The sequence below is a fragment of the Mucilaginibacter mallensis genome, from assembly GCF_900105165.1.
Lineage (GTDB): Bacteria > Bacteroidota > Bacteroidia > Sphingobacteriales > Sphingobacteriaceae > Mucilaginibacter > Mucilaginibacter mallensis.
Genome location: NZ_LT629740.1, coordinates 3524674 through 3547173 on the forward strand (window position 1 = coordinate 3524674; position 22500 = coordinate 3547173).

Annotated in this window: 25 protein-coding genes; 19 read left to right on the forward strand and 6 right to left on the reverse strand. The window is 41.6% G+C overall.

Going from position 1 to position 22500, the window contains the following annotated elements; all coding sequences use genetic code 11:
- Window positions 1-4: 4 nt before the first annotated feature.
- The 4 genes from BLU33_RS14305 to BLU33_RS14320 all read left to right on the forward strand — a co-directional run bounded on the left by BLU33_RS14305 (window position 5) and on the right by BLU33_RS14320 (window position 3426).
- A complete protein-coding gene (locus BLU33_RS14305) occupies window positions 5-997 on the forward strand; it encodes an alpha/beta fold hydrolase (RefSeq protein ID WP_091374131.1) in 993 nt (330 codons plus the stop codon).
- Window positions 998-1083: 86 nt separating this feature from the next.
- Entirely contained in the window at window positions 1084-1923 is an 840-nt protein-coding gene (gene argB / locus BLU33_RS14310) for an acetylglutamate kinase (RefSeq protein WP_091374136.1), read from the forward strand.
- On the forward strand, window positions 1920-2741 hold the full coding sequence (gene proC / locus BLU33_RS14315) for a pyrroline-5-carboxylate reductase (RefSeq protein WP_091374140.1): 822 nt from the start codon (window positions 1920-1922) through the stop codon (window positions 2739-2741). The genes argB and proC overlap by 4 nt, the downstream gene beginning before the upstream one ends.
- Before the next feature lie 61 nt (window positions 2742-2802).
- Window positions 2803-3426 (forward strand): hypothetical protein, encoded by a 624-nt coding sequence (locus tag BLU33_RS14320; protein WP_091374143.1) that lies wholly within the window; start codon window positions 2803-2805, stop codon window positions 3424-3426.
- A gap of 173 nt (window positions 3427-3599) precedes the next feature.
- Here the strand turns inward: BLU33_RS14320 and BLU33_RS14325 are convergent, their stop codons facing one another.
- The 4 genes from BLU33_RS14325 to BLU33_RS14340 form a co-directional block, all read right to left on the reverse strand.
- On the reverse strand, window positions 3600-4322 hold the full coding sequence (locus tag BLU33_RS14325) for an ABC transporter ATP-binding protein (protein ID WP_091374146.1): 723 nt from the start codon (window positions 4320-4322) through the stop codon (window positions 3600-3602).
- A 118-nt stretch (window positions 4323-4440) separates the two neighbouring features.
- Complete coding sequence (gene gatC / locus BLU33_RS14330) at window positions 4441-4731, reverse strand: Asp-tRNA(Asn)/Glu-tRNA(Gln) amidotransferase subunit GatC (RefSeq protein WP_091374149.1); 291 nt, start codon at window positions 4729-4731, stop codon at window positions 4441-4443.
- A complete protein-coding gene (locus BLU33_RS14335) occupies window positions 4728-5465 on the reverse strand; it encodes a lysophospholipid acyltransferase family protein (protein WP_091380568.1) in 738 nt (245 codons plus the stop codon). Before BLU33_RS14335 ends, gatC begins: the two co-directional genes overlap by 4 nt.
- A gap of 111 nt (window positions 5466-5576) precedes the next feature.
- Window positions 5577-6209, reverse strand: coding sequence for a lysophospholipid acyltransferase family protein (locus BLU33_RS14340; protein ID WP_232009290.1), 633 nt, complete (start codon window positions 6207-6209; stop codon window positions 5577-5579).
- A 158-nt stretch (window positions 6210-6367) separates the two neighbouring features.
- On the opposite strand from BLU33_RS14340, the gene trpS reads away from it, so the two are divergent.
- From trpS to BLU33_RS14415, 15 genes are all read left to right on the forward strand, one after another.
- Window positions 6368-7363: a tryptophan--tRNA ligase gene (gene trpS, locus BLU33_RS14345; protein WP_091374155.1), complete on the forward strand. Its 996-nt coding sequence runs from the start codon at window positions 6368-6370 to the stop codon at window positions 7361-7363.
- A 136-nt stretch (window positions 7364-7499) separates the two neighbouring features.
- Window positions 7500-8114: a deoxynucleoside kinase gene (locus tag BLU33_RS14350; protein WP_091374159.1), complete on the forward strand. Its 615-nt coding sequence runs from the start codon at window positions 7500-7502 to the stop codon at window positions 8112-8114.
- A gap of 86 nt (window positions 8115-8200) precedes the next feature.
- A complete protein-coding gene (kdsB, locus tag BLU33_RS14355; RefSeq protein WP_091374162.1) occupies window positions 8201-8938 on the forward strand; it encodes a 3-deoxy-manno-octulosonate cytidylyltransferase in 738 nt (245 codons plus the stop codon).
- 149 nt (window positions 8939-9087) lie between these two features.
- Entirely contained in the window at window positions 9088-10221 is a 1134-nt protein-coding gene (locus BLU33_RS14360; RefSeq protein WP_091374165.1) for an FIST signal transduction protein, read from the forward strand.
- Window positions 10222-10225: 4 nt separating this feature from the next.
- Window positions 10226-11758 (forward strand): ATP-binding protein, encoded by a 1533-nt coding sequence (locus BLU33_RS14365; RefSeq protein ID WP_091374168.1) that lies wholly within the window; start codon window positions 10226-10228, stop codon window positions 11756-11758.
- A gap of 220 nt (window positions 11759-11978) precedes the next feature.
- The gene (gene hisG, locus BLU33_RS14370) at window positions 11979-12830 is read left to right on the forward strand and encodes an ATP phosphoribosyltransferase (protein WP_091374171.1); all 852 of its coding nucleotides are present in this window, start codon (window positions 11979-11981) and stop codon (window positions 12828-12830) included.
- 98 nt (window positions 12831-12928) lie between these two features.
- Window positions 12929-14218, forward strand: a complete 1290-nt coding sequence (hisD, locus tag BLU33_RS14375) for a histidinol dehydrogenase (RefSeq protein ID WP_091374174.1) — start codon at window positions 12929-12931, stop codon at window positions 14216-14218.
- A gap of 120 nt (window positions 14219-14338) precedes the next feature.
- Window positions 14339-15385 carry a histidinol-phosphate transaminase gene (gene hisC / locus BLU33_RS14380; protein WP_091374177.1) on the forward strand — a complete coding sequence of 349 codons (1047 nt, stop codon included), beginning with the start codon at window positions 14339-14341 and terminating at the stop codon, window positions 15383-15385.
- Window positions 15382-16530 (forward strand): bifunctional histidinol-phosphatase/imidazoleglycerol-phosphate dehydratase HisB, encoded by a 1149-nt coding sequence (gene hisB / locus BLU33_RS14385; RefSeq protein WP_091374181.1) that lies wholly within the window; start codon window positions 15382-15384, stop codon window positions 16528-16530. Before hisC ends, hisB begins: the two co-directional genes overlap by 4 nt.
- Window positions 16531-16566: 36 nt before the next feature.
- Window positions 16567-17235: an imidazole glycerol phosphate synthase subunit HisH gene (gene hisH, locus BLU33_RS14390; RefSeq protein WP_091374184.1), complete on the forward strand. Its 669-nt coding sequence runs from the start codon at window positions 16567-16569 to the stop codon at window positions 17233-17235.
- A gap of 4 nt (window positions 17236-17239) precedes the next feature.
- Window positions 17240-17989, forward strand: coding sequence for a 1-(5-phosphoribosyl)-5-[(5-phosphoribosylamino)methylideneamino]imidazole-4-carboxamide isomerase (locus tag BLU33_RS14395; RefSeq protein ID WP_091374186.1), 750 nt, complete (start codon window positions 17240-17242; stop codon window positions 17987-17989).
- A 133-nt stretch (window positions 17990-18122) separates the two neighbouring features.
- Window positions 18123-18887, forward strand: coding sequence for an imidazole glycerol phosphate synthase subunit HisF (gene hisF, locus BLU33_RS14400; protein WP_091374189.1), 765 nt, complete (start codon window positions 18123-18125; stop codon window positions 18885-18887).
- A 5-nt stretch (window positions 18888-18892) separates the two neighbouring features.
- On the forward strand, window positions 18893-19408 hold the full coding sequence (locus tag BLU33_RS14405) for a GNAT family N-acetyltransferase (protein WP_091374192.1): 516 nt from the start codon (window positions 18893-18895) through the stop codon (window positions 19406-19408).
- 113 nt (window positions 19409-19521) lie between these two features.
- Window positions 19522-20109 (forward strand): bifunctional phosphoribosyl-AMP cyclohydrolase/phosphoribosyl-ATP diphosphatase HisIE, encoded by a 588-nt coding sequence (hisIE, locus tag BLU33_RS14410; RefSeq protein WP_091374196.1) that lies wholly within the window; start codon window positions 19522-19524, stop codon window positions 20107-20109.
- A gap of 145 nt (window positions 20110-20254) precedes the next feature.
- Complete coding sequence (locus BLU33_RS14415; protein ID WP_091374199.1) at window positions 20255-21163, forward strand: WD40 repeat domain-containing protein; 909 nt, start codon at window positions 20255-20257, stop codon at window positions 21161-21163.
- On the opposite strand, the gene BLU33_RS14420 is transcribed toward BLU33_RS14415, so the two are convergent.
- On the reverse strand, window positions 21164-21937 hold the full coding sequence (locus BLU33_RS14420; RefSeq protein WP_091374202.1) for a C40 family peptidase: 774 nt from the start codon (window positions 21935-21937) through the stop codon (window positions 21164-21166). It abuts the gene before it with no gap.
- A gap of 114 nt (window positions 21938-22051) precedes the next feature.
- Entirely contained in the window at window positions 22052-22405 is a 354-nt protein-coding gene (locus BLU33_RS14425; protein WP_091374205.1) for a 4Fe-4S dicluster domain-containing protein, read from the reverse strand.
- Window positions 22406-22500 lie beyond the last annotated feature (95 nt).

A 22500-nucleotide genomic window follows, 5' to 3' on the forward strand; every position in this document is an offset into this window, starting at 1 on the left:
AAAAATGAAAAAAATAGCCCTTTTTATTTGCGTATTCCTATTTATTGGAGTTGTAAATGCACAAGTAAAAAAGGTTGACAGTTGGACCGACGGCAAATACGTAAAAGTAAACGGCGCCAATTTATGGGTGGTTACAGTAGGCGAAGGCGACCCTATAATTATTATACCGGGCGGACCGGGTGGCGCGCATTTAAGCTACCGTGAATTTGACCCGCTTGCCGATAGTCATCATCAGATAGTTTACTTTGATGCGTTTGGCAGGGGAAAATCCGACACGGCTAAAAATGTAAGCGAATATACACTGGCCCGTGATATTGAGGATATTGAAGGTTTACGTATAGCATTAAAACTTGATAAAGTAACGGTTTTAGGGCATTCATACGGTGGTGTAGTTGCACAGGGGTACGCATTGAAATATCCGGCGCATTTAAGTCATTTAATTTTGGCCGATACCTTTCACAGTTTCGTAATGTGGCAGGAGAACGATGATAACTCCAACCGTGAAATAAAAACCAATTACCCTGAGATCTGGGAACAATTGATGAAGATTCGCGAAGCTGGAGCTATATCAAGCGATCCTGAACATCAGCGGATTTACGGAAAGGTTCCTTATGGCTTTTTATATGCCTATAACCCCTCAAATTTTGCACATAGTGACACGGCTAATTTGATCTATAAAGGCTATAAAAAAAATGGCGCATACCCAAACCCTAACAATACAAAACTATACTACCAGATGGTAGGCAAGGATGGTGATTTTATTGTAGGCAGTGACATTGGCACATTTGATTACCGCAAGCAGCTTAAGTACCTTAAAATGCCGGTACTGATAGAGACAGGAAGATTTGATCGTGTTGCGGTGCCATGGATGGCCATTAAGTTTAAAGAATATTGTCCGCAGGCTGAGTTTGTAATGTTTGAGCGGTCGGGGCATAATCCGCAGGTTGAAGAACCTGAAAAAGACTTTAAAATAATAAATGATTTTTTAGCGAAATAAACGAGCCTCTCTTTACCGCTTTATTGCGGCCTCTATTTAAGAGCATGGCATAGTTTAAGAATAAAAGTGAACAGGAAAATTGATTGATGGATAAAATTAATAACGATCGCCAGGATATCATTGAGGACAAAAGCGATTTATACATTATTAAAATTGGCGGAAATGTAATAGACAATTCAGAAAACCTGCACAATTTTCTGAAAGATTTTACAGCGCTTAAGGGATATAAAATATTGGTACATGGCGGTGGCAAGGTAGCCACACAGCTTTCTGAAACCTTAGGTATAGAAGCTAAAATGGTTGATGGCCGCCGTATTACGGATATTGAAACGCTACGAATAGTAACTATGGTTTATGGTGGGCTCATCAACAAAAACATAGTGGCCCAGTTACAACAGTTCGGCACCAACGCCATAGGGCTTACCGGTGCTGATGGCAATTTTATCCGCACCAAAAAGCGCCCTGTAACAACTATTGATTATGGTTTTGTAGGTGATATGGATGAAAGATCTATCGATGCTGCTAATATAAAGCGGCTGATGGATGCTGGTTTTACGCCTGCCTTCTGTGCCATAACGCACAATGGCGAAGGGCAGCTATTAAACACCAATGCCGATACAATTGCATCGGCTTTGGCTGTGGCTCTATCAAAATTGTATAACACAACGCTCATTTATTGTTTCGAGAAACAGGGCGTGTTAAAAGATATAAATGATGAGAGTTCGCTTATTGAGGAGATAGATCCTAAGCGGTACGAAGAACTAAAGGAACAACAAATAATTCACAGCGGCATGCTGCCAAAGCTGGATAATGCGTTTACCGCAATTGCATGCGGTGTTAAGGCAGTAATAATAGGCCATGCTGAAAAGCTGGGGCATTTAACAGAAAATAAAACATTTGGGACACGTTTAATTAACAACGCATGAATTCACAACAACATATTGCCATACTAGGCAGCGGAAACATTGGTTTATCATTAGCAAAGGGATTGGTAAAGTCGGGGATATGCAAGCCACAACAAATAATGCTTACCCGCAGAAACATTGCAGCATTGGCTGCGCAGGCTGATGCTGGCTACTATGTTACCGACAATAACCTCAAGGCTGTAAAAAGGGCCGATATTGTTGTGCTGGCTGTATTACCACAACAGCTAAACAAGTTATTGGATGAGATTTCGCCGGCCATAAAATCCGAAAAACAGTTATTGATATCGGTAGTATCAGGGGTAACATGTGCCGATATCCGTCAGCAATTGGATATGAATGTGCAGGTGATCCGTGCCATGCCTAACACAGCAATTGCCATAGGCCACTCCATGACCTGTATTGCTACCGACAATGGCACTACAAAAAACATCAACCTGGTACGCTCTCTTTTTGATACCGTTGGCGTAAGCATACAGATAAACGAGGAGTTGATGACATCCGCAACCGCGTTATGCGCCTGCGGAATAGCTTTCTTCTTGCGCTCTATCCGCGCTGCATCACAAGGTGGGACCGAGATTGGTTTCCATTCGCATGATGCCTTAAAAATGGCTGCGCAAACCGCCAAAGGCGCTGCCGATTTGATACTGCAACTGCACTCCCACCCTGAGCAGGAAATTGATAAGGTAACCTCACCAAGTGGCTGTACTATTGCCGGCCTAAATGAGATGGAACATAATGGCTTTAGTTCGGCTATGATAAAAGGCATTAAGCTTTCAGCTGAGAAAGCCGGAGATCTGTACCATAAAGATGAGGCTTAACAACACTCGTTTTTGTTTATTAATGGCTATTAATTACTTTTAGCAAAATCAAAAATTGTTAATGGATTATCTGCCTTTTAATACCGTAGGACTTTCACTGGATGGCGTAGACAGGTTTTATACCACGCACACAGCGCTCAAAAATAAATTTACTATATCGCCTACGGGGCATATTGATTTTCATTTAGAGCAGTTCGGGGTATTCAAAGACTATACAGCGCTTAACACACGGGGCTCTTTTGTAATTAAGCAATGTGATAATGACTGCTATGTATTGTTTATTGAAGCTCACTTTAATCATCGCGACAAGGGACATATTCATACAACTGAGCATGTAGAATACCAGGTATGGGCACTCGCCTATCTGAAAAAAGATTTTGGCCGTGTATTAATACGGCCTGAAACACTAGCCGATAAGATAATTGAAATTATTCATCCTGTTGAGGTAGATTTTAAAGAAGATAAAGCCTTTAGCGATACCTTTTATGTACTGGTTAACGATCATGAAAAAGCTGTAACCGGCATCGACCGTAACTTCAGGAATGCAGTAATGGACACCAGAGCTGATGATTTTGTAATAGAGATCGTTGAGCATACACTCCTTATCGGCAGCACAAAACCCATATCGGCAGAAAAGGCCATCTATTTGGCGGAATTTATTGAGCGGGTTGCTTCTACTTGTTAAAAGAAAGTTGCGAACTTTCTTTATCTGTCGGCTTCAGTTGCAAACTGAAACCAGTATAATATAAAGCCCCCTACTGGTTTCAGTCTGCGACTGAAACTACGGATCATGACAGTTTGCAACTATCATCAAAACATCAGGAAAATCTTTTTAAATCTGTTATATCCAGGTTCCTTCTACAGCGTCACACTAGTCCTATCAACCCTTTGTATATTAGGGTTAACATAGTCGTTTTCAACCAGACCATCGCGCATACGTACAATGCGATGAGCATGTTGTGCGATGTCCTCTTCGTGAGTTACTAAAATGATAGTATTACCTTTATCATGAATATCTTCAATCAAACCCATTATTTCAATAGATGTTTTGGTATCGAGGTTGCCCGTAGGCTCATCGGCTAAAATTATAGAAGGATTATTGATGAGTGCACGCGCTACAGCCACACGCTGGCGCTGCCCACCTGAAAGTTCATTAGGCCTGTGATCAACACGATGGCCCAGGCCAACATTTTCTAATGTTTGCCTGGCACGTTCCTGGCGCTGCTCCTTACTTACACCCGCATAAACCAGCGGCAGGGCAACATTATCCAACGCACTGTTACGCGGCAGCAGGTTAAATGTTTGAAAGACGAAACCAATTTCAGAGTTACGCACTTCGGCCAGTTGATTTTCGGTCATCTGACTTACATTAATACCATTGAGTATGTAATCGCCTTTAGTGGGCGTATCAAGGCATCCCAAAATATTCATTAATGTTGATTTCCCGGAACCGGAAGGCCCCATTAACGCCACAAATTCACCCTTATTTATCGTTAACGATACCGACTTAATGGCATGAATAATTTCAGTACCTATCACATATTTCCGTCCGATATCTTTAATGGTAATTAATGGCTCCATGCGTTTTTGTTTAGTTTGACTGCTGAACAGGATGCTTTGTTACAGTAGTTTGTTTTTTTAGTCCGAAAGTCTTTTCTTCCTACTTTCGGACTTCCCGACTTACGGTCTTCCCGACTTCTTACTTATCTATCACCTTTGCCACCAAAAAATAATCCTCATTATGCTTAGGTGCATTCTTCAATCCCTCTTCGGTAGTAATAGTTTGTTTAACAACATCTTCGCGTAATACATTCACCTCATTGGTCATATAAACCAGCGGCTCAACACCCGATGTATCAATCTCGTTTAGTTTGGCCATAAAATCCAGTATCTTGCTCATATCCTTTATCATCGCCTCTTTTTCATCCTCGGCAAGTTCAAGGCGGGCCAGGTTAGCTACCTTTTCTACTGTTTCTTTATCAATTATCATTGTTCTGCTAATTTTTTCTCCATTATATCATGAACCGTATCGCGCAGCTTATCTATATCATCAATAGTTAAATGCGCCGTTTCAATAGGCTCATGTACAAATATATGACAAACTCCCGGCCTGCTGCCATATTTTATGCCTTCATCCCACAAAACTTTCCAGGTATCTAATGCTGTTACCGGTATTATCGGCACTTTCATTTCAATTGCCAGCTTAAACGGCCCGTTTTTAAACTCTACTACCTTTGGCGGATAATTGCCCGATATAGTCCCCTCAGGGAAAATGATCATGGTTGTGCCGTTCTGTAAAAGCTCTCCGGCCCGCTTAAATGCCCGGAACGATTCTACCTTACTTTTACGGTTCACCGGCAGATCAACAGACCTGAAGAACAAACCGGTAACAAAACCATTCAGCAACTCATCCTTACCCATAAATGAGTAGTTCACATTTTTAGCCAGTATGCTTATAGCGGTAATATCCAGACTTGAGGTATGATTAGGGCAAATGATATAGGTCCGGCTCCAGTCGATAGGTTTTTTTTCTATCTCATAATGATACCTGATGCCCGAGAGTAATGAGCTGATGTATCCCCATGCGCTGCGCATTTTATTTAAGTATGGGTACCGTTCTTCCTTGCGGGAGAAGTAATACATCAGCGGCCAGAATACAATGTAAATAAATCCTACATTAAAGCGATAAAAGAAAGTGTATAGTCTTTTTAATGAGGTTTTCATTTTCATCAAAAATAACGAAATCCTTATCTTTTTGGCATAAAATGATGGTTTTTAAACTTTTTGTTTAAACGGTTTTATGCTAAAAATGAAACTTGCTTAACAATAAGCCAATTACAACATTTCTGTAACAAGTTTATTACTATCAAACCTTTGATTGATGATAGCATAAACCTCATCACGCAGGGCATCAGCGTCGGCTGATGTAAGATCTGTTGTATCAATGGGTTTGTGCACATAAAAATTGCAAATACCCGGTTTAGTACCATATTTGATCCCATCGTCCCACAGCATTTTCCAGGCATTTATTGATGATACCGGTATGATAGGCACTTTCAAATCAATTGCCAGTTTAAAAGGGCCATTTTTAAACTCGTGCAATACCGGCGGATAATCATCACTTATTTTCCCTTCGGGGAAGATGATAACACTTGTCCCTTGTTGAATTTTCTCCGCAGCCATTTTAAAGGCACGGTATGATGACATCTTGCTGTCGCGATCAACAGGGATATCAACCGTCCTGAAAAACAAACCGGTAACCAGGCCATCCTTCAGCGTATCCTTTCCAATAAAGCAATAATCGTTTTTCACTAACAGGCACATGGCGGCAATATCAAGGCTTGAAGTATGGTTAGGGCAAATGATATAGGGTCGACTCCAATCTATAGCCTCCTCATACTCATAACGAAAGAAAAAACCAGCCAGCCCTGAGCTTACAAATCCCCATACACGCCTTAGCCGGTTCATATTTTTATAACCACTTGGTTTACGGGAAAATAAGTAGAATGCAGGCCAGAATAAAAAGTAAGATAAAGCTACACTGACCATGTAAAGATATACATGGACTTTTTTGATTAACAATTTCATCTACACCAAAAATATAAAAATTCCTTACTTTCGCCCTCATGGAAACTGTTGTTAGTGGTATACGTTCGACCGGGAACTTACACCTTGGAAATTATTACGGAGCGATACAGAATTTTATAAAAATGCAGCATGAATATAACTGCTACTTTTTTATTGCCGATCTGCACTCATTAACCACCCACCCTACTCCTGAAAATTTGCATAACAATGTAAAACAGGTACTGGTGGAATACTTAGCCGCCGGTATCGACCCGGAGAAAGCTACCATATACGTACAATCGCACGTACCTGAAATATCTGAACTGTACCTGTATCTTAACATGAACGCCTATTTGGGCGAACTGGAACGAGCTACATCTTTTAAAGATAAAGTACGCGCCAACCCCGATAACGTTAACGCTGGCCTGCTTACCTACCCTGTATTAATGGCTGCCGATATTATCATCCATAAAGCTACCAAAGTACCCGTGGGCAAAGACCAGGAGCAGCACCTTGAAATGGCGCGCACCTTTGGCAACCGCTTTAACAGGTTATATAATCACGATTATTTCCCCGAGCCATACGCGTTCAGTTACGGCAGCAACCTGGTAAAAATACCCGGATTGGATGGCAAAGGGAAAATGGGAAAATCCGAAGGTGAAGGCAATGCCGTTTTCCTGTCGGATACCCCGGAGGCGATCCGCAAAAAAGTAATGCGCGCTGTTACTGATGGCGGCCCTACAGTTGAAAATCAGGAAAAACCTGTAGAAATACAAAACCTTTTCGACCTGATGGCTGTAGTATCTTCGCCCGATACTTATGAACATTTTGATAATCTGTATAACACTTGCCAGGTACGCTATGGCGATCTGAAAAAACAGCTTGCTGAAGATATGATCATCGCCACGGCCCCTATACGTGCCCGGATCAACGAAATTGCAAATGATGCCGCATACCTTAAAAAGGTAGCTCATTTTGGTGCCGAGAAAGCCCGCGAAAGCGCGTCAAAAACGATTCGCGAAGTAAGAGAAATTATCGGTTTCAGAAGTTTTTAGTACCATTCGTTGTTGATAGTTCATTATTCATAATGTATATTAGTCGGAAGTTTGTTTCTATTATAATAGCACTTTACGCAGAATAAACTATAATAATATATGATCTATCGTCTAACAACTATGAACTAACCATATTATGCACATTGCTATTGTAGGAAATATAGGCGCAGGCAAAACCACGCTTGCTGAATTATTAGCCAAAAGCTACGGTTGGGAACCACTATTTGAAGCCGTTGATAACAATCCTTATCTGGAGGATTTTTATAATGACATGAAACGATGGAGCTTTAATTTGCAGATCTACTTTTTAAACAGCCGCTATCGTCAGCTGATGGATATCCAGAAAAGCGGTCGTAATATAGTTCAGGACAGAACCATTTATGAAGACGCCTTCATTTTTGCCGAAAACCTGCATGATATGGGTTTAATGACCACCCGCGACTATGAGAATTACCGTTCCATATTTGATAATATGACCGCCTATATTAAACCACCCGATCTATTAGTTTACTTAAAGGCATCTGTCCCTACGCTGGTTAACAATATCCAGCGCCGTGGCAGAGAATATGAGATTGGTATCAGGATAGATTACCTATCAAAACTTAACGAAAAATACCAGAAATGGATAACCGGTTATAACCTGGGCAAATTGCTGATAATTGATAAAGACGTAATTGATTTTGCCAACAATACCGAAGACATGGCTACCGTTGTACAGTTGATTGAGCGGGAAATAAACGGGTTATTTTAGATTTAGTTGCAGGTTGTGTGTTGTAAGTTGTATGATTATATCCGCTTATAACTCACAACTTACAACACATAACACACAACATAGTAATGAACATTCTAGGCATCATACCTGCACGCTACGCATCATCCCGCTTTCCGGGCAAACCATTGGTTGATATTGCAGGCAAAAGCATGATACAGCGTGTTTACGAGCAGGCTAAAAAATGCACTTCATTAACCGAGGTTATTGTTGCCACAGATGACGACCACATATATGACCATGTAATCGGCTTTGGGGGCGTTGCAGTAATGACAGCCTCACACCACCAAAGCGGTACCGATCGCTGTGCTGAAGTAGCCTTACTCCATCCACAATACGATGTGATCATCAATATACAGGGCGATGAACCTTATATCGATCCGGAACAGATAACAAAAGTTGCCACCTGCTTTACTTCAGCCGGTGTGCAGCTGGCTACACTCATCAAAAAGATCCTGTCATTTGATGAGCTGAACAACCCTAATTCACCAAAAGTTATCATCAATAAATCAGCTGAGGCTATCTACTTTTCACGCACCCCGCTACCCTACCTGCGCGGGCACGAGTACAAGGATTGGCTTAACCATTACACTTACTTTAAACACATAGGTATTTATGGCTACAGGGCCGATGTTTTGCAGCAGGTAACCAAACTACCCATATCCTCATTAGAAAAAGCTGAAAGCCTGGAACAACTCCGCTGGATTGAAAACGGCTACCGTATTAAAGTTGCAGAAACCGGGCTGGAAACACATGCCATTGATATCCCCGAAGACCTGGAAAAGCTGCTAAAACTTAACCTTTAATGCCTCAATAAATTTCCTTGAGATTATTATTAATTATAAAAACAATCAATATAGCATATTAACAAATAAGTGTAGAATATTAGCAAATAATAACTTATAGTTACTTAATTTAGCAAGATAATACTGCCCAAGCTAATTATCACCTAAATATGAGGATCAATCAGCATCATTATATCAATAAAGTCTGGAAGGATTATTCTATAAATCCTTCATTAGATACTCAGAAATGTCAGTTGGTACTTGCGTTTGGCTCTCCGGCATTAATAGTTGATCCTGAAATATATAACCACCTCAAAGTCAAATACCCGGCAGCAAACATTGTTTTTTCATCCACATCGGGCGAAATAATTGACGATAATGTTTATGACGATACCATTGTGGTAACCGCCATTGAATTAGCCCATGCAACCATCACCTGCTCCAATACGCACATAAAGAAACATAACAACAGCTTCGAGAGTGGTGCTTATTTAATGCAGGAATTAAATAAACCGGGCTTAAAATGTGTGTTTATCATCTCCGATGGCACTTTTATTAATGGCAGCGAGCTGGTAGCCGGGTTCAATGCCAATAACCCAGGCCATGTGCCCGTTACCGGCGGCATGGCCGGCGATGCCGATAGGTTCAGCAGCACCTTTACCAGTATAAATGCGGTACCATCACAGGGCAATGTAATAGCTATTGGTTTTTACGGCGATGGCCTTTCTGTTTACCATGGTTCATGCGGTGGCTGGGATGAATTTGGCCCCGAGCGCACCATCACCAAAGCTGATAAAAATGTATTGTTTGAGATTGATGGCAGCAACGCGCTCGATCTGTATAAACAATATTTAGGCGATTACGTAAAAGAACTGCCAGGCTCAGCTTTGTTGTTCCCGCTTTCGCTAAAACTCAGCGGGGCCGATAATACCCTGGTAAGAACTATTTTAAGCATTGACGAAGATAAAAAAATCATGACTTTTGCCGGAGATCTACCTGTAGGAAGCAAGGTTAGGCTAATGAAAGCCAATTTCGAAAAACTCATAAATGCCTCATCAAGCGCTGCCGAAGATGCCACTGGCGCTCATAAAGTGGAATTGGCGGTATTGGTGAGTTGTGTTGGCCGCAAGTTGGTTTTGAACGACAGGACTGATGAAGAACTGATGGCTGCAAAGGAAATTTTTGGTGATAAAACAGCCATTACCGGCTTTTACTCCTATGGCGAATTATCGCCCTTTAATAAAGGCACGCAATGCGAGCTGCACAACCAAACCATGACCATTACCACTTTTACAGAAAATTGAGCTAATGCAGACCATGGATTATCATCATCTTTTAAACAAACAAGTTAAAAAGCTGCTTCCTGAAAGTTATCTGGAAGATGATACCATTGTTCAGTTTTTAAATGCTATAAACAACTCATTTAATAATTTTGATAAGGCTAAAAACCTGGCCGACCATGCTTTTAACATTAGCGAACAAGAATATCAGCAGGTAACCGCCAATCTGCGCGAGCAGAATAAAATAAAACAACGTTCCATTTCGCAGATAAAAGAAGCCATAAAATCGCTTGATCCTAAGGCAGAATTTAAGATGGATGATTCGGACGATGACCTTATACATATCATCAGTTTCCTTAAACAACGTATTGAAGAAGCCAAATTGCTTGAGCTGGAACTCATTAATGCCAAAGATGTAGCTGAGAAGGCCGCTTTGGCAAAAACACAGTTCCTTTCTGTAATGAGCCATGAGATCCGTACGCCCATGAATGCGGTAATTGGTTTCACACACCTGCTCATTCATCAGGACCCAAAGCCCGAACAGGTGGAGTTTCTTAATTTCCTTAAATTCTCTGCCGAAAACCTACTGGTGCTGATCAATGATATACTTGATTTTAATAAGATAGAGGCCGGCAAAATAGAGTTTGAAAGCGTAGATTTTAGTATAAAGGACCTGATCTCGAACACCCGCCTTTCGTTACTGCAAAAAGCAAATGAAAAGGATATCAAAATTAAGCTAATGCTTGATCAGGACCTGCCAAATGCATTAATAGGCGACCCTGTGCGCCTGGGCCAGATATTGACCAACTTAATAAGCAACGCGGTAAAGTTTACCAACAGCGGTAAAGTAACCATTACTGCGTCATTAGCCCAGCACGATAATGAACACTCCACCATTGATTTTGAGGTAGCTGATACCGGCATAGGCATAATGCCCGATAAACTGGATTATATATTTGATAGCTTTAGCCAGGCCAGCTCTGATACCACCCGCAAATTTGGCGGCAGTGGCCTAGGTTTAACCATAACTAAACGGCTATTACAATTACAAGGCAGCGATATTTATGTAAAAAGCGAATATGGCAAAGGCTCGGAATTTACATTTTCACTCACCTTTAAAAACAGCAGTAAGCATATCAACAACATCTTAAACAGCGATGAATTTTACTCGTTGAAAAGCTTAAAAGGCACTAAGCTGTTGATTGCCGAGGATAACCTGATAAACGTTATACTGGCCAAAGAATTTATGAAGCAGTGGGATGTGGACTGTGATGTGGCCGAGAATGGTGAAATAGCCCTAATGCTGGTAAAGACCAATAATTACGATATGGTTTTGATGGACCTGCAAATGCCCGAGATGGATGGCTATCAAACAACAATAGCTATAAGGGAACTGGAAGGAGAGAAATACAAAAAGCTGCCGATATTAGCGCTCACGGCGTCGGCTATGCTGGATATACAGGATCAGGCTTTTACCGTAGGCATGAATGATTATATCAGCAAGCCATTTAACCCCAATGAGTTACATCGTAAAATAGTGGAGTACAGTAACAAGAATTAGTTTTTTAACAGATCCTGCTTATTTTTTACTTGCATTCTTTTTATTTAAGGTTATATTTGCAGCAGCTTGTCTATCGTTTTACTATAACAAAAAATGGGACGTTTTAACTTACATCATCTACATCTGCATCATCGCCACCATATGGCGACCAGATAATGTATTGTTTCTTCGTGAAACTCGAACCCCCATTTTATAGTTTAATACCCTCATACCACAAATTTTGAAAACACTAAAAATAGCGATCCAAAAATCGGGTCGGCTCAACGAAAAATCCGTTGAACTACTAAAAAACTGCGGCCTTAACTTTGAAAATTATAAGAGCTCGCTTATCTCTCCTGTCTCCAATTTCCCCTTAGAAATTCTTTTTCTTCGCGATGATGATATCCCTGAATACGTTCAGGATGGCATTGCCGATCTGGGCATAGTTGGCGAAAACGTGATTGAGGAAACCGAAGTTGAGGTAAACTACCTGCAACGGCTTGGATTTGGTAAATGCTCATTAAAAATAGCAGTGCCAAACAATAATACCATAAACGAATTGAGCCAGCTTAACGGCAGGTCAATTGCTACTACCTACCCGGTTATTCTGGGCAAATTTTTGAAAGCACAAGGTATACAGTCAGATATCCGCACCATATCCGGTTCTGTTGAGATCTCTCCTGGCTTAGGTTTGGCTGATGCGATTTGCGACCTGGTGTCAACCGGTGGCACCTTAAAAAGCAACGGACTTATTCCTTTTGCCGATGTAATGTCGAGCGAAGCGATCCTGATCTGCAACAACAAAAACGGCGACTCCGAACTGATAAAAGAGCTGGTACAACGCATACAATCTGTATTACGTGCCAAGGAAACCAAGTATGTTGTATTGAATGTGCCTAAAGATAACCTGCCAGCTATCATCGCTTTACTGCCCGGCGTTAAAAGCCCGTCGGTAGTGCCATTGGCCGAGAGTGATTGGGTTGCGGTACATACCGTAATCCCTGAACGTGATTTTTGGGATAGGATAAGTCAGCTAAAACAAGCGGGCGCGCAAGGCATTGTAGTAATGCCGATTGAGAAGATAATATTATAAGCCCCCCGCCCCCCTAAAGGGGGAGGAATAGGCAACAATATATAATTAATAATCACCACCAGGACGTAACTCCCCTTTAGGGGGTTTGGGGGATAAAAATGAAAACATACAAGTATTCAGACTTAAGCAAAGCAAACATCAGCAAACTGGTTCAGCGTAATGTTGACCCGGCGCATGAGGTGCGCGATGCAGTTGAGGAAATTCTCGCCAAAGTAAAACTACATGGCGACAAGGCACTCTATGATTATGCGCTTAAGTTTGAAAAAGTAGTATTGGATAAGCTCTACCTTACTAAAAGTGAGCTTTCAGAAATTGCTGAAGGTGTATCAGTTGAACAAAAAACTGCATTAGATACCGCTTATAACAACATCTACAAGTTTCACCAAACACAGCTAAAAACCGAGGACAAGGTAGAAACCATGCCTGGTGTAACCTGCTGGCGCGAGGTAAGGGCTATTGAAAAAGTAGGCTTATACATCCCCGGCGGTACAGCGGTTTTACCAAGCACCTTTTTAATGCTGGGTATACCTGCCCGTATTGCAGGCTGCAGTGAAATAGTGGTTTGCACGCCACCGCAAAAGAATGGCAAGGTGAATCCGTTTATCGCCTACGTGGCCTTATTGTTGGATATTGATACCGTTTACCTTACAGGCGGTGCGCAGGCAATAGCGGCAATGGCATATGGCACAAAAACCATTACTAAAACCGATAAGATCTTTGGCCCAGGCAACCAATTTGTAACCAAGGCTAAAACCATTGTACAATCAACTACTACAACAGCCATTGATATGCCTGCGGGCCCGTCAGAAGTACTGGTTATTGCCGATGAAACAGCTAACCCGGTTTACATAGCTGCCGATCTGCTTGCACAGGCAGAGCATGGTGTTGATAGTCAGTCTATATTAGTTACTACATCAGCACAAATTGCAGAGCAAACCATTGCAGAATTAAAGAAGCAATTACCGGTATTACCACGAGCAGAAATTGCAGGAAAAGCAATAGACAACTCTTACATCGTGATAACAAATACGTTGGATGAGGCTATGCAGTTCAGTAATGAATATGCACCCGAGCATTTGATATTAGCTACCGAAAACTGGAAAAACATAACCGATAAAATAGTTAACGCAGGTTCGGTATTCCTGGGTAATTTGACCCCGGAGAGTGCCGGTGATTATGCATCAGGCACAAACCATACCCTGCCTACCAGTTCATTTGCAAAGGCCTATTCAGGTGTTTCGGTTGATTCGTTTGTTAAGAAGATCACTTTCCAGCATCTATCGCGGGAAGGCGTTAAAAATATAGGCCGCACCGTTGAAGTTTTAGCGGAGCTGGAAGGCTTACAGGCACATAAAAACGCGGTAAGTGTGAGATTAGAAAAGCAATAATTAACATGTCATTGCGAGGAGGAACGACGAAGCAAACTCGTCTCGTTCAATATCCAGGCGACGAGATTGCCACCCCCGCTAGTTAGCGGATCGCAATGACGAGCAGAAGATAATAATACCATGTTCAGCATAAATAAAATATTAAGAGAAAACATAAAAAAACTCGTACCCTACTCATCCGCACGTGATGAGTTTAAAGGTGAGGCGAGTGTTTTTTTAGATGCCAATGAAAACGCATTTGGTTCACCACTGGAGCAGCAATACAACCGCTATCCCGATCCACTGCAATACAAAGTAAAAAAGCGCCTAAGCGATATAAAAGGCGTACCACCACGCAACATATTTTTAGGCAACGGCAGCGATGAAGCAATAGATGTGCTGTTCCGCAGCTTTTGCAACCCGGGTGTGGACAATGTGATACTGGTACCGCCTACTTACGGCATGTACGAGGTATCGGCCAATATCAATGATATAAAGATCAACAAAGTGCCGCTTACCGAAGAGTATCAACTTAACCTGGAAGGTATTGCCGAAGCAATTAATGATCATACCAAAATGATCTTCATCTGCTCACCAAATAACCCAACGGGTAACTCCATTAACCGCGATGATATTGAAACCTTACTGGCTAATTTCAGCGGATTGGTAGTTATTGATGAGGCTTATATCAATTTTAGTCGCCAGAAAACATTTATACAGGAGCTTACCGAGTACGCAAATCTTGTAGTATTGCAAACCCTCTCAAAAGCATGGGGACTAGCCGGCTTACGTGTAGGTATGGCCTTCGCCAGCGAGGAGATCATCGAGGTGATGAACAAGGTTAAACCACCTTACAACATCAACGAGGCATCTCAGGAACTGGCTTTAAAAGCCTTGCAAAATGTTGACCAGGTGAATGGCTGGATAAAAGAGATCCTGCTACAACGCGATAGATTGGTACTAACACTCAAAGATTTTGATTTTGTGCTGGATATCTATCCGTCTGACGCTAACTTTATTCTGGTTAAAACAACCGATCCTAAAGGAATTTATAACTTTTTAGTAGACAAAGGCATTATTGTGCGCGATCGCTCAAAAGTAGACCTTTGTGAGGGTTGTTTACGTATAACCGTTGGTACGCCTGCGGAAAATGATATTTTACTGCAAACATTACAGAATTACAAATGAGTTACCCCAAAAGAATACTTTTCGTTGACCGCGACGGAACGATCATAAAAGAGACTACAGATGAGCAGATAGACTCATTTGCCAAACTGGAGTTTTACCCCGGCGCGCTGCAATACCTGCCTAAAATAGCTAAGGAGCTTGATTTTGAACTGGTGATGGTAAGCAACCAGGATGGTTTAGGCACAGCCTCCTTTCCTGAAGACACCTTTTGGCCGGTACAAAACTTCATCCTTAAAACATTGGAGAATGAAGGCGTTGTATTTTCGAATATCTGTATTGACCGTACTTTTCCTGCTGATAACGCCCCTACCCGCAAACCGGGTACAGGCCTGTTAACCCAGTATTTTGATACAGAAAAATACGATCTGCACAACTCCTTCACCATAGGCGACCGCAAGAATGATGTGCTATTAGGCTACAATCTCGGCGCAAAAGCCATCTGGCTGAATGAAAATCCAGGTCTGGGCGGCAAAGAGTTTACAGAAGAGGAAAACGCCAAGATACATAGCACTGTAGCGCTTGAAACTACCGACTGGGAAAAGATCTATGAGTTCCTGAAACTGGGCGAGCGCGTTGCCGAAAATCATCGTGCCACCAAAGAAACAGATATCCAAATAAAAATAAACCTCGACGGAAAAGGTGAGGCTAAAGTAAGCACTGGTCTGCATTTTTTTGATCACATGCTGGATCAGATTGCAAGACATGGTAACATCGACCTGGAAATTATTGCACAGGGTGATCTTCATATTGATGAGCACCATACCATTGAGGATACCGGCATTGCATTAGGTGAAGTTTTCGCCACAGCATTAGGTAACAAAAGAGGCATTGAGCGTTATGGTTTTTGCCTGCCGATGGATGATTGCTTAGCACAGGTTGCCATTGATTTCGGCGGCCGTAACTGGATAGTTTGGGATGCCGAGTTTAACAGGGAAAAAATAGGCGAAATGCCTACAGAGATGTTCTATCATTTCTTCAAATCGTTTTCGGATGCCGCGAAATGCAACCTGAACATAAAGGCTGAAGGACAGAACGAACATCATAAAATTGAGGCTATATTTAAAGCCTTTGCCAAAGCCATAAAAATGGCCGTAAGGCGCGATGTAAATAATATGGTTTTACCGAGTACTAAGGGAGTATTGTAAGCCCCCTAACCCCCTAAAGGGGAATTTTTAATTAATATGTCAGATTCTATAGTAGATAATGTAACCGCTAATCCTCAACCTGAGGACAAATCCTCCCCCTTTAGGGGGTCGGGGGGCATCGGCATCATTCGATACGGCGCCGGAAACATCTTCTCACTTACTGCTGCTTTGGAGCGGTTGGGGATTCCCTATGGTATGATCTTTAAGGAAGAGGATTTTGACCAGTACGATCGTTACATTATTCCGGGTGTTGGGCATGCAGGTGCAGCAATGAACAAGCTGGAACAAACCGGGCTCATCCCTAAAATAAAATCGCTTACCAAACCTGTTTTGGGCATTTGCGTAGGTATGCAATTGCTTACAGCCCACTCCGAGGAAGGTGATTCAAATCTGCTGAATATATTCCCCGTTAAAACCCTGCGTTTTAAAGACAGCGCTGATTACAAAGTGCCACATACCGGCTGGAACCAGACTTTCCCCGAAAAAGGAAACCCACTTTTTGAAAATATTCCCGGCGGATCACATTTTTACTTTGTACATTCATACTTTATTGAGTATGATGAAGCATATACTTTATCATCAACTGATTATAACAATAAATTTTCGGCATCAATTTGGCGGGATAATTTCTTCGGGGTACAATTTCACCCCGAAAAATCCGGCAAATACGGTGAAACACTTTTAACTAACTTTTCAAAAATATAAGACCATGTATATTATTCCTGCTATTGATATTTTAAATAAAAAAGTGGTGAGGCTGCGCGAGGGTGATTATCAGCAGGTAACTGAATATGACGTTACTTTAGAAGAAATGATAGAACGGTACCAGTCGCACGGTACAAATTTCATCCACATCATCGACCTTAACGGTGCTAAAAACGATTTTTCCAACCAGCAATACCTGTTTGATGTGATCAAAAAAACAGACATGCAGGTACAATACGGCGGCGGTATCCGCAGTATTGAAAAGGTAAAGGAATTGCTTGATGCAGGCGTGCAGCGTGTTATTGTAGGCACACAGGCCATCACTAACCCTGACTTTTTAAAGGACCTGAGCAAGGCCTTAGTCGGCAAAGACAAATATGGCGATCGTGTGGTTATCGCCATTGATGTTTTGGATGAGGTGATCAAATACTCCGGCTGGATGGAAAGCTCGCCCATTAAGCTGATGGATTACGTTGATAAATGCCTGGCTTTGGGCTTCTTCCGTTTCCTGTGTACCGATATTGGCAAAGATGGCAAACTGGGCGGCGCAGGCATCGACCTGTATGAAAAACTGCTTGATCATTCACCTTTCATTAAACTGATAGCTTCGGGCGGTGTAAGTTCCATGCATGATATTGAACAACTGAGTAATCTCAAAGTGGAATCATGCGTGGTTGGCAAAGCCATATACGAAGGCCATATCACTATTGATGAAATAAAGAACTGGAATTTAGAATCGCTGATGTCGATTTAATGCTGAGCCGTAGGCTCAAACTCAAAAAATCAACGCGTCATTGCGAGGAACGAAGCAATCCCAAACTATGCAGATCGGATTTGCAAATCGGGGATTGCTTCGTTCCTCGCAATGACGCTCTTATTAATAAATCATGCTTGCTAAGCGAATCATCCCCTGCCTCGACGTTAAAGACGGTCGCACTGTTAAAGGCGTAAACTTTGTTGACCTGCGTGATGCTGGCGATCCGGTTGAACTGGCCTGGAACTACTCCCGCCAGGGTGCCGATGAACTGGTATTCCTTGATATTACCGCCACGCATGAACGCCGCAAAACCATGGTTGAACTGGTTAAATCTGTTGCAAGACAGGTAAACATCCCCTTTACTATTGGCGGCGGTATTAATGAAATTGCTGACGCCGATGCACTGCTTAATGCTGGTGCCGATAAGATCTCCATCAACTCAGCAGCCGTGCGTAACCCGGCTTTAATTGATGAACTGGCTAAGGCATTCGGTGTACAGTTTGTGGTTATTGCGGTGGATACACGAGCATCAGGTGATAAAAATATAGTGCATTTAAATGGCGGCCGTATCCCTACTGAAAAGGAAACACTGGATTGGATACTGGAAGCGGAAAGTCGTGGCGCAGGTGAGATATTGCTAACCTCCATGGATCATGATGGCACAAAGGCGGGTTTTGATAACGGGCTTTTGAAGATCATTAATGATGCGGTGCACATCCCCGTTATTGCCTCTGGCGGAGCGGGCTCAGTGCAGCATTTTGTTGATGTGTTTGAAAAAACTAATGTTGATGCAGCTTTGGCAGCATCGGTATTTCACTACGGCGAGATCCTGATCCCTGACCTGAAAGAAATATTAAGACAAAACAATATAGAGGTAAGAACCCTTGCTGAATAATACCCATGGCTATTCAACTGGAAACAGATCGATTGATATTAAAGCAGTTTAGTGAAGAAGATGCAGCGTATCTGTTCGAACTAAACAATGATCCCGATGTTACCCGTTACGTTGGTGAAGGTGCATATAAAAGTATAGATGATGTTCGTAATTTCATCAAGAATTACAACCAATACGAGCAATACGCACAGGGCCGTTTAAATATGTTCAACAAACAAACCGGCGAATATATAGGTTGGTGCGGATTGAAATATTTAGCCGATAAAAATTATTCGGATCTTGGTTATCGCCTGCTTAAACGCCATTGGGGCAAAGGCTATGCTACCGAAGCTGCAATAGCCTGTTTGGATTATGGCTTTAAAGTGCTTAATCTTGATAAAATTATCGGCACAGCCATGAAGGAGAACACAGCATCAATAAATGTGTTTAAGAAACTCGGCTTAAAATATAGTCATGATAACGATTGCGGTGAACAACCCGGTGTCGTTTATGTAATTACAAAAGAGAATTGGGGAATGTAGTTTGTGAGGACACAGACTACATTCCTTCCCGATGTCTGTGTCCTCACAAACATCTCCGCGACTGATAAAAATATTGCTGTCTGTGAGGACACAGACAGCGGAATGAAAAGAAAATGGAAATAGATTTCAATAAAACAGACGGCCTAGTTCCGGTTATTATACAGGATGAGCATACGCTTGAAGTACTAATGCTTGGCTACATGAACCAGGCAGCCTATGATAAAACCGTAAAGGAAAACATAGTAACCTTTTTCTCCCGCTCAAAAAACAGGCTGTGGACCAAAGGCGAAACCAGCAATAATTTTCTGCATGTAAAAAGCATCGATATCGACTGCGATAAGGATACCATCCTGATAAAAGTTAAACCCGATGGCCCGACCTGCCATACCGGCGACCGTAGCTGCTTTAAAACTACTTATAACCAGAACTTTATATTAGAGTTAGAGCGGATCATTGCCGACCGTTATGAAAACCCGGTAGAAGGCTCGTATGTAAATAAACTGCGTAATAAAGGCTTAAACAAAATAGCTCAAAAAGTCGGCGAAGAAGGTGTTGAAACCGTAATAGCCGCCTTAGCTGAAACCGAGTTCGACCTGATCAATGAATCATCCGATCTGGTATTTCATCTACTGGTATTGCTGCGCGAAAAAGGCCTTACGCTTGAAACTATCGCCAAAAATTTAGAGCAACGACATAAGTAAGTTTTAAGTGGAAAGTTTAAAGTAGAAAGTTAAAAGCAAAAAAAGCACTTTCAACTTTGAGCTTTCAACTAAAGGGTAGTCTGAAGTAGAAAGTTATAAAGCCAAATACTTTCAACTTTGAACCTTCAACTTTCAACTCAAAAAAATGATCTCCGTAGAAAAAATAACAGAACTTACCGGGCACAGCAACCCTATTTTCACTGCCGAACTTTCACAAAAACCGGGTATATTATTTACCGGTGGTAATGATAAGGGTGTGGTGGAATGGAGCCTGAAGAACAATGCTTTTATAAAAGTAATGTTCCCGGTGCCTGCTTCTGTGTATGCTATACTTTGTCCGTCGGGATTCCCCTATCTGTTTGCCGGTTTACGTACAGGCGATATTGTAGTATTCGATTTTATCCAGCAAAAAGTTATCAAGCTATTAAAGCACCACGTTAAGCCTATATTTGATATTAAATTTGCAAGCAGTAAAAACGAACTGCTCGCAGCTTCAGAAGATGGTACTATTTCTATCTGGAACATCAATACCCTTGAATTAATACATACGGTTAAGATTTCTGACGATACTATACGCTGCATTAGTATCTCTCCCGATGAAAAACAGGTAGCTTTCGGCTGCCGCGATAATTTGGTGAGGGTTTATGACCTGGAAGATTATACCCCAATAAAAGCCCTGGCTGGCCATAGTATGGCAGTATTCTCCCTGCAATACGCGCCCAATGGTGAATACCTGGTTTCAGGCAGTCGGGATGCACAGGTAAAATTATGGGATGCCCGGTCATTTGAACTGCTCCAGAATATTCCGGCTCACCTGTTTGCTGTAAATAACATCGCCTTCCATCCCACACAGCCCTATTTTGCTACCGCCAGCATGGATAAAAGCATAAAGCTTTGGGGGGCCGACGATTTTAAATTATACAAGGTCATCAGCCGCGAAAAAGGTTTCGCCAGTCATTTCCTATCCATAAATAAGGTGGTGTGGAATGGTGATCAGCTAATTTCTGTAAGCGACGATAAAAAAATAATTATCTGGGATATAAAATTCCATTAATTACCACAGCAATGCAGTATGGCGTTTAATTGAATGAAAATCGTGTGTATAGCGCTTTAATTCTTCTGAATAGATCCCCTTCTCATCAATAATATCAATCTTCACTTTGCCCGAGGCATGGATTATCTTCTCATTTTTCAGGATTATCCCCACGTGTACTACACGGCCATCTTTATTATGAAAAAAAGCAAGGTCGCCTAAATTCGCTTCGTATAAATTAGGGATAGTATCGCCTTGTTCAGCCTGTAAACTGGCATCACGCTTTAAGTTTATACCGTACAGCCTATAAACAGCTTGTGTAAAGCCCGAGCAATCGATACCAAAATGTGTACGGCCGCCCCATAAATACGGCGCATTTAAAAAAGATTTTGCTGTATTTGTAAAGTTTTCAATATCTCCTTTAGGTCCAAGTATTTCAAATTTTTCATTACCTATTTTACAGCTATTACCTTCAAAAAAAGCAAGTGAACTGGCTATAGGTAAATACAAAATAGTGTTATCAGATTTTTTCCAGGCCTGGGTTACAGCACCATAGGTTAAGGGGGCTTTCTCGCGTTTAAGCTGCAGCCAGCCCATGTGGCTAAGCATGGTAAACTGTAACCGGCCTATCCAACCTGTATAATTATCGGCGTTTGTAGTTACAAGTACCCATTTTTCAGCCCATTCTAAAATTTCAAATGCTTCACCAAATAATATCTGTGATATCATTTCGCTTTGTTCATTTGGTGCAGCACGCATGGGAACTACCGCTAAATTACAAATACCGTATTCCATATATAAGAAATAGACGCTTCTAGAAGTATAATAGTTTAATTAGGATACAATATAAAAAAAGGAAGACATAAAGCCTTCCTTTTTTATAAATTTCCTAAATATAAATAAAAAGTATTATTCATTCATGTGAAGCCATTCTTTTTTGGCAATCAGTTCTTCTTCTGTTTCACGCACGTTTTCATCATCTACACAGCAATCAACAGGGCAAACAGCAGCACACTGTGGCTCATCATGAAAACCAACACACTCTGTACATTTGTCAGGTACTATATAATAAATATCGTCAGATAAAGCAGCTTGTGCTTCTTCTGCATCCAAAGTAACGCCATCGCCAAAATCAATAACGCCTTTTAAACCTGTACCATCTGAAAACCGCCATGCCGCTCCTGCATCATAAATAGCATTATTTGGGCACTCTGGTTCGCAGGCTCCGCAGTTAATGCATTCATCGGTGATTATAATCGCCATATTTTTCTAAATATCTTATATTCTCAATTAACTTTGCCCCGTAATTAAACAGGGAACGCAAATATAACAAAAAAACACTTCAAGGGTTTAAATAC

Bases quoted from the DNA above. Each gene is read 5' to 3' on its own strand.
- BLU33_RS14305 (WP_091374131.1), top strand. From the start codon at position 5: ATGAAAAAAATAGCCCTTTTTATTTGCGTATTCCTATTTATTGGAGTT.
- argB (WP_091374136.1), top strand. From the start codon at position 1,084: ATGGATAAAATTAATAACGATCGCCAGGATATCATTGAGGACAAAAGC.
- proC (WP_091374140.1), top strand. From the start codon at position 1,920: ATGAATTCACAACAACATATTGCCATACTAGGCAGCGGAAACATTGGT.
- BLU33_RS14320 (WP_091374143.1), top strand. From the start codon at position 2,803: ATGGATTATCTGCCTTTTAATACCGTAGGACTTTCACTGGATGGCGTA.
- BLU33_RS14325 (WP_091374146.1), bottom strand. From the start codon at position 4,322: ATGGAGCCATTAATTACCATTAAAGATATCGGACGGAAATATGTGATA.
- gatC (WP_091374149.1), bottom strand. From the start codon at position 4,731: ATGATAATTGATAAAGAAACAGTAGAAAAGGTAGCTAACCTGGCCCGC.
- BLU33_RS14335 (WP_091380568.1), bottom strand. From the start codon at position 5,465: ATGAAAACCTCATTAAAAAGACTATACACTTTCTTTTATCGCTTTAAT.
- BLU33_RS14340 (WP_232009290.1), bottom strand. From the start codon at position 6,209: ATGAACCGGCTAAGGCGTGTATGGGGATTTGTAAGCTCAGGGCTGGCT.
- trpS (WP_091374155.1), top strand. From the start codon at position 6,368: ATGGAAACTGTTGTTAGTGGTATACGTTCGACCGGGAACTTACACCTT.
- BLU33_RS14350 (WP_091374159.1), top strand. From the start codon at position 7,500: ATGCACATTGCTATTGTAGGAAATATAGGCGCAGGCAAAACCACGCTT.
- kdsB (WP_091374162.1), top strand. From the start codon at position 8,201: ATGAACATTCTAGGCATCATACCTGCACGCTACGCATCATCCCGCTTT.
- BLU33_RS14360 (WP_091374165.1), top strand. From the start codon at position 9,088: ATGAGGATCAATCAGCATCATTATATCAATAAAGTCTGGAAGGATTAT.
- BLU33_RS14365 (WP_091374168.1), top strand. From the start codon at position 10,226: ATGCAGACCATGGATTATCATCATCTTTTAAACAAACAAGTTAAAAAG.
- hisD (WP_091374174.1), top strand. From the start codon at position 12,929: ATGAAAACATACAAGTATTCAGACTTAAGCAAAGCAAACATCAGCAAA.
- hisC (WP_091374177.1), top strand. From the start codon at position 14,339: ATGTTCAGCATAAATAAAATATTAAGAGAAAACATAAAAAAACTCGTA.
- hisB (WP_091374181.1), top strand. From the start codon at position 15,382: ATGAGTTACCCCAAAAGAATACTTTTCGTTGACCGCGACGGAACGATC.
- hisH (WP_091374184.1), top strand. From the start codon at position 16,567: ATGTCAGATTCTATAGTAGATAATGTAACCGCTAATCCTCAACCTGAG.
- BLU33_RS14395 (WP_091374186.1), top strand. From the start codon at position 17,240: ATGTATATTATTCCTGCTATTGATATTTTAAATAAAAAAGTGGTGAGG.
- hisF (WP_091374189.1), top strand. From the start codon at position 18,123: ATGCTTGCTAAGCGAATCATCCCCTGCCTCGACGTTAAAGACGGTCGC.
- BLU33_RS14405 (WP_091374192.1), top strand. From the start codon at position 18,893: ATGGCTATTCAACTGGAAACAGATCGATTGATATTAAAGCAGTTTAGT.
- hisIE (WP_091374196.1), top strand. From the start codon at position 19,522: ATGGAAATAGATTTCAATAAAACAGACGGCCTAGTTCCGGTTATTATA.
- BLU33_RS14415 (WP_091374199.1), top strand. From the start codon at position 20,255: ATGATCTCCGTAGAAAAAATAACAGAACTTACCGGGCACAGCAACCCT.
- BLU33_RS14420 (WP_091374202.1), bottom strand. From the start codon at position 21,937: ATGGAATACGGTATTTGTAATTTAGCGGTAGTTCCCATGCGTGCTGCA.
- BLU33_RS14425 (WP_091374205.1), bottom strand. From the start codon at position 22,405: ATGGCGATTATAATCACCGATGAATGCATTAACTGCGGAGCCTGCGAA.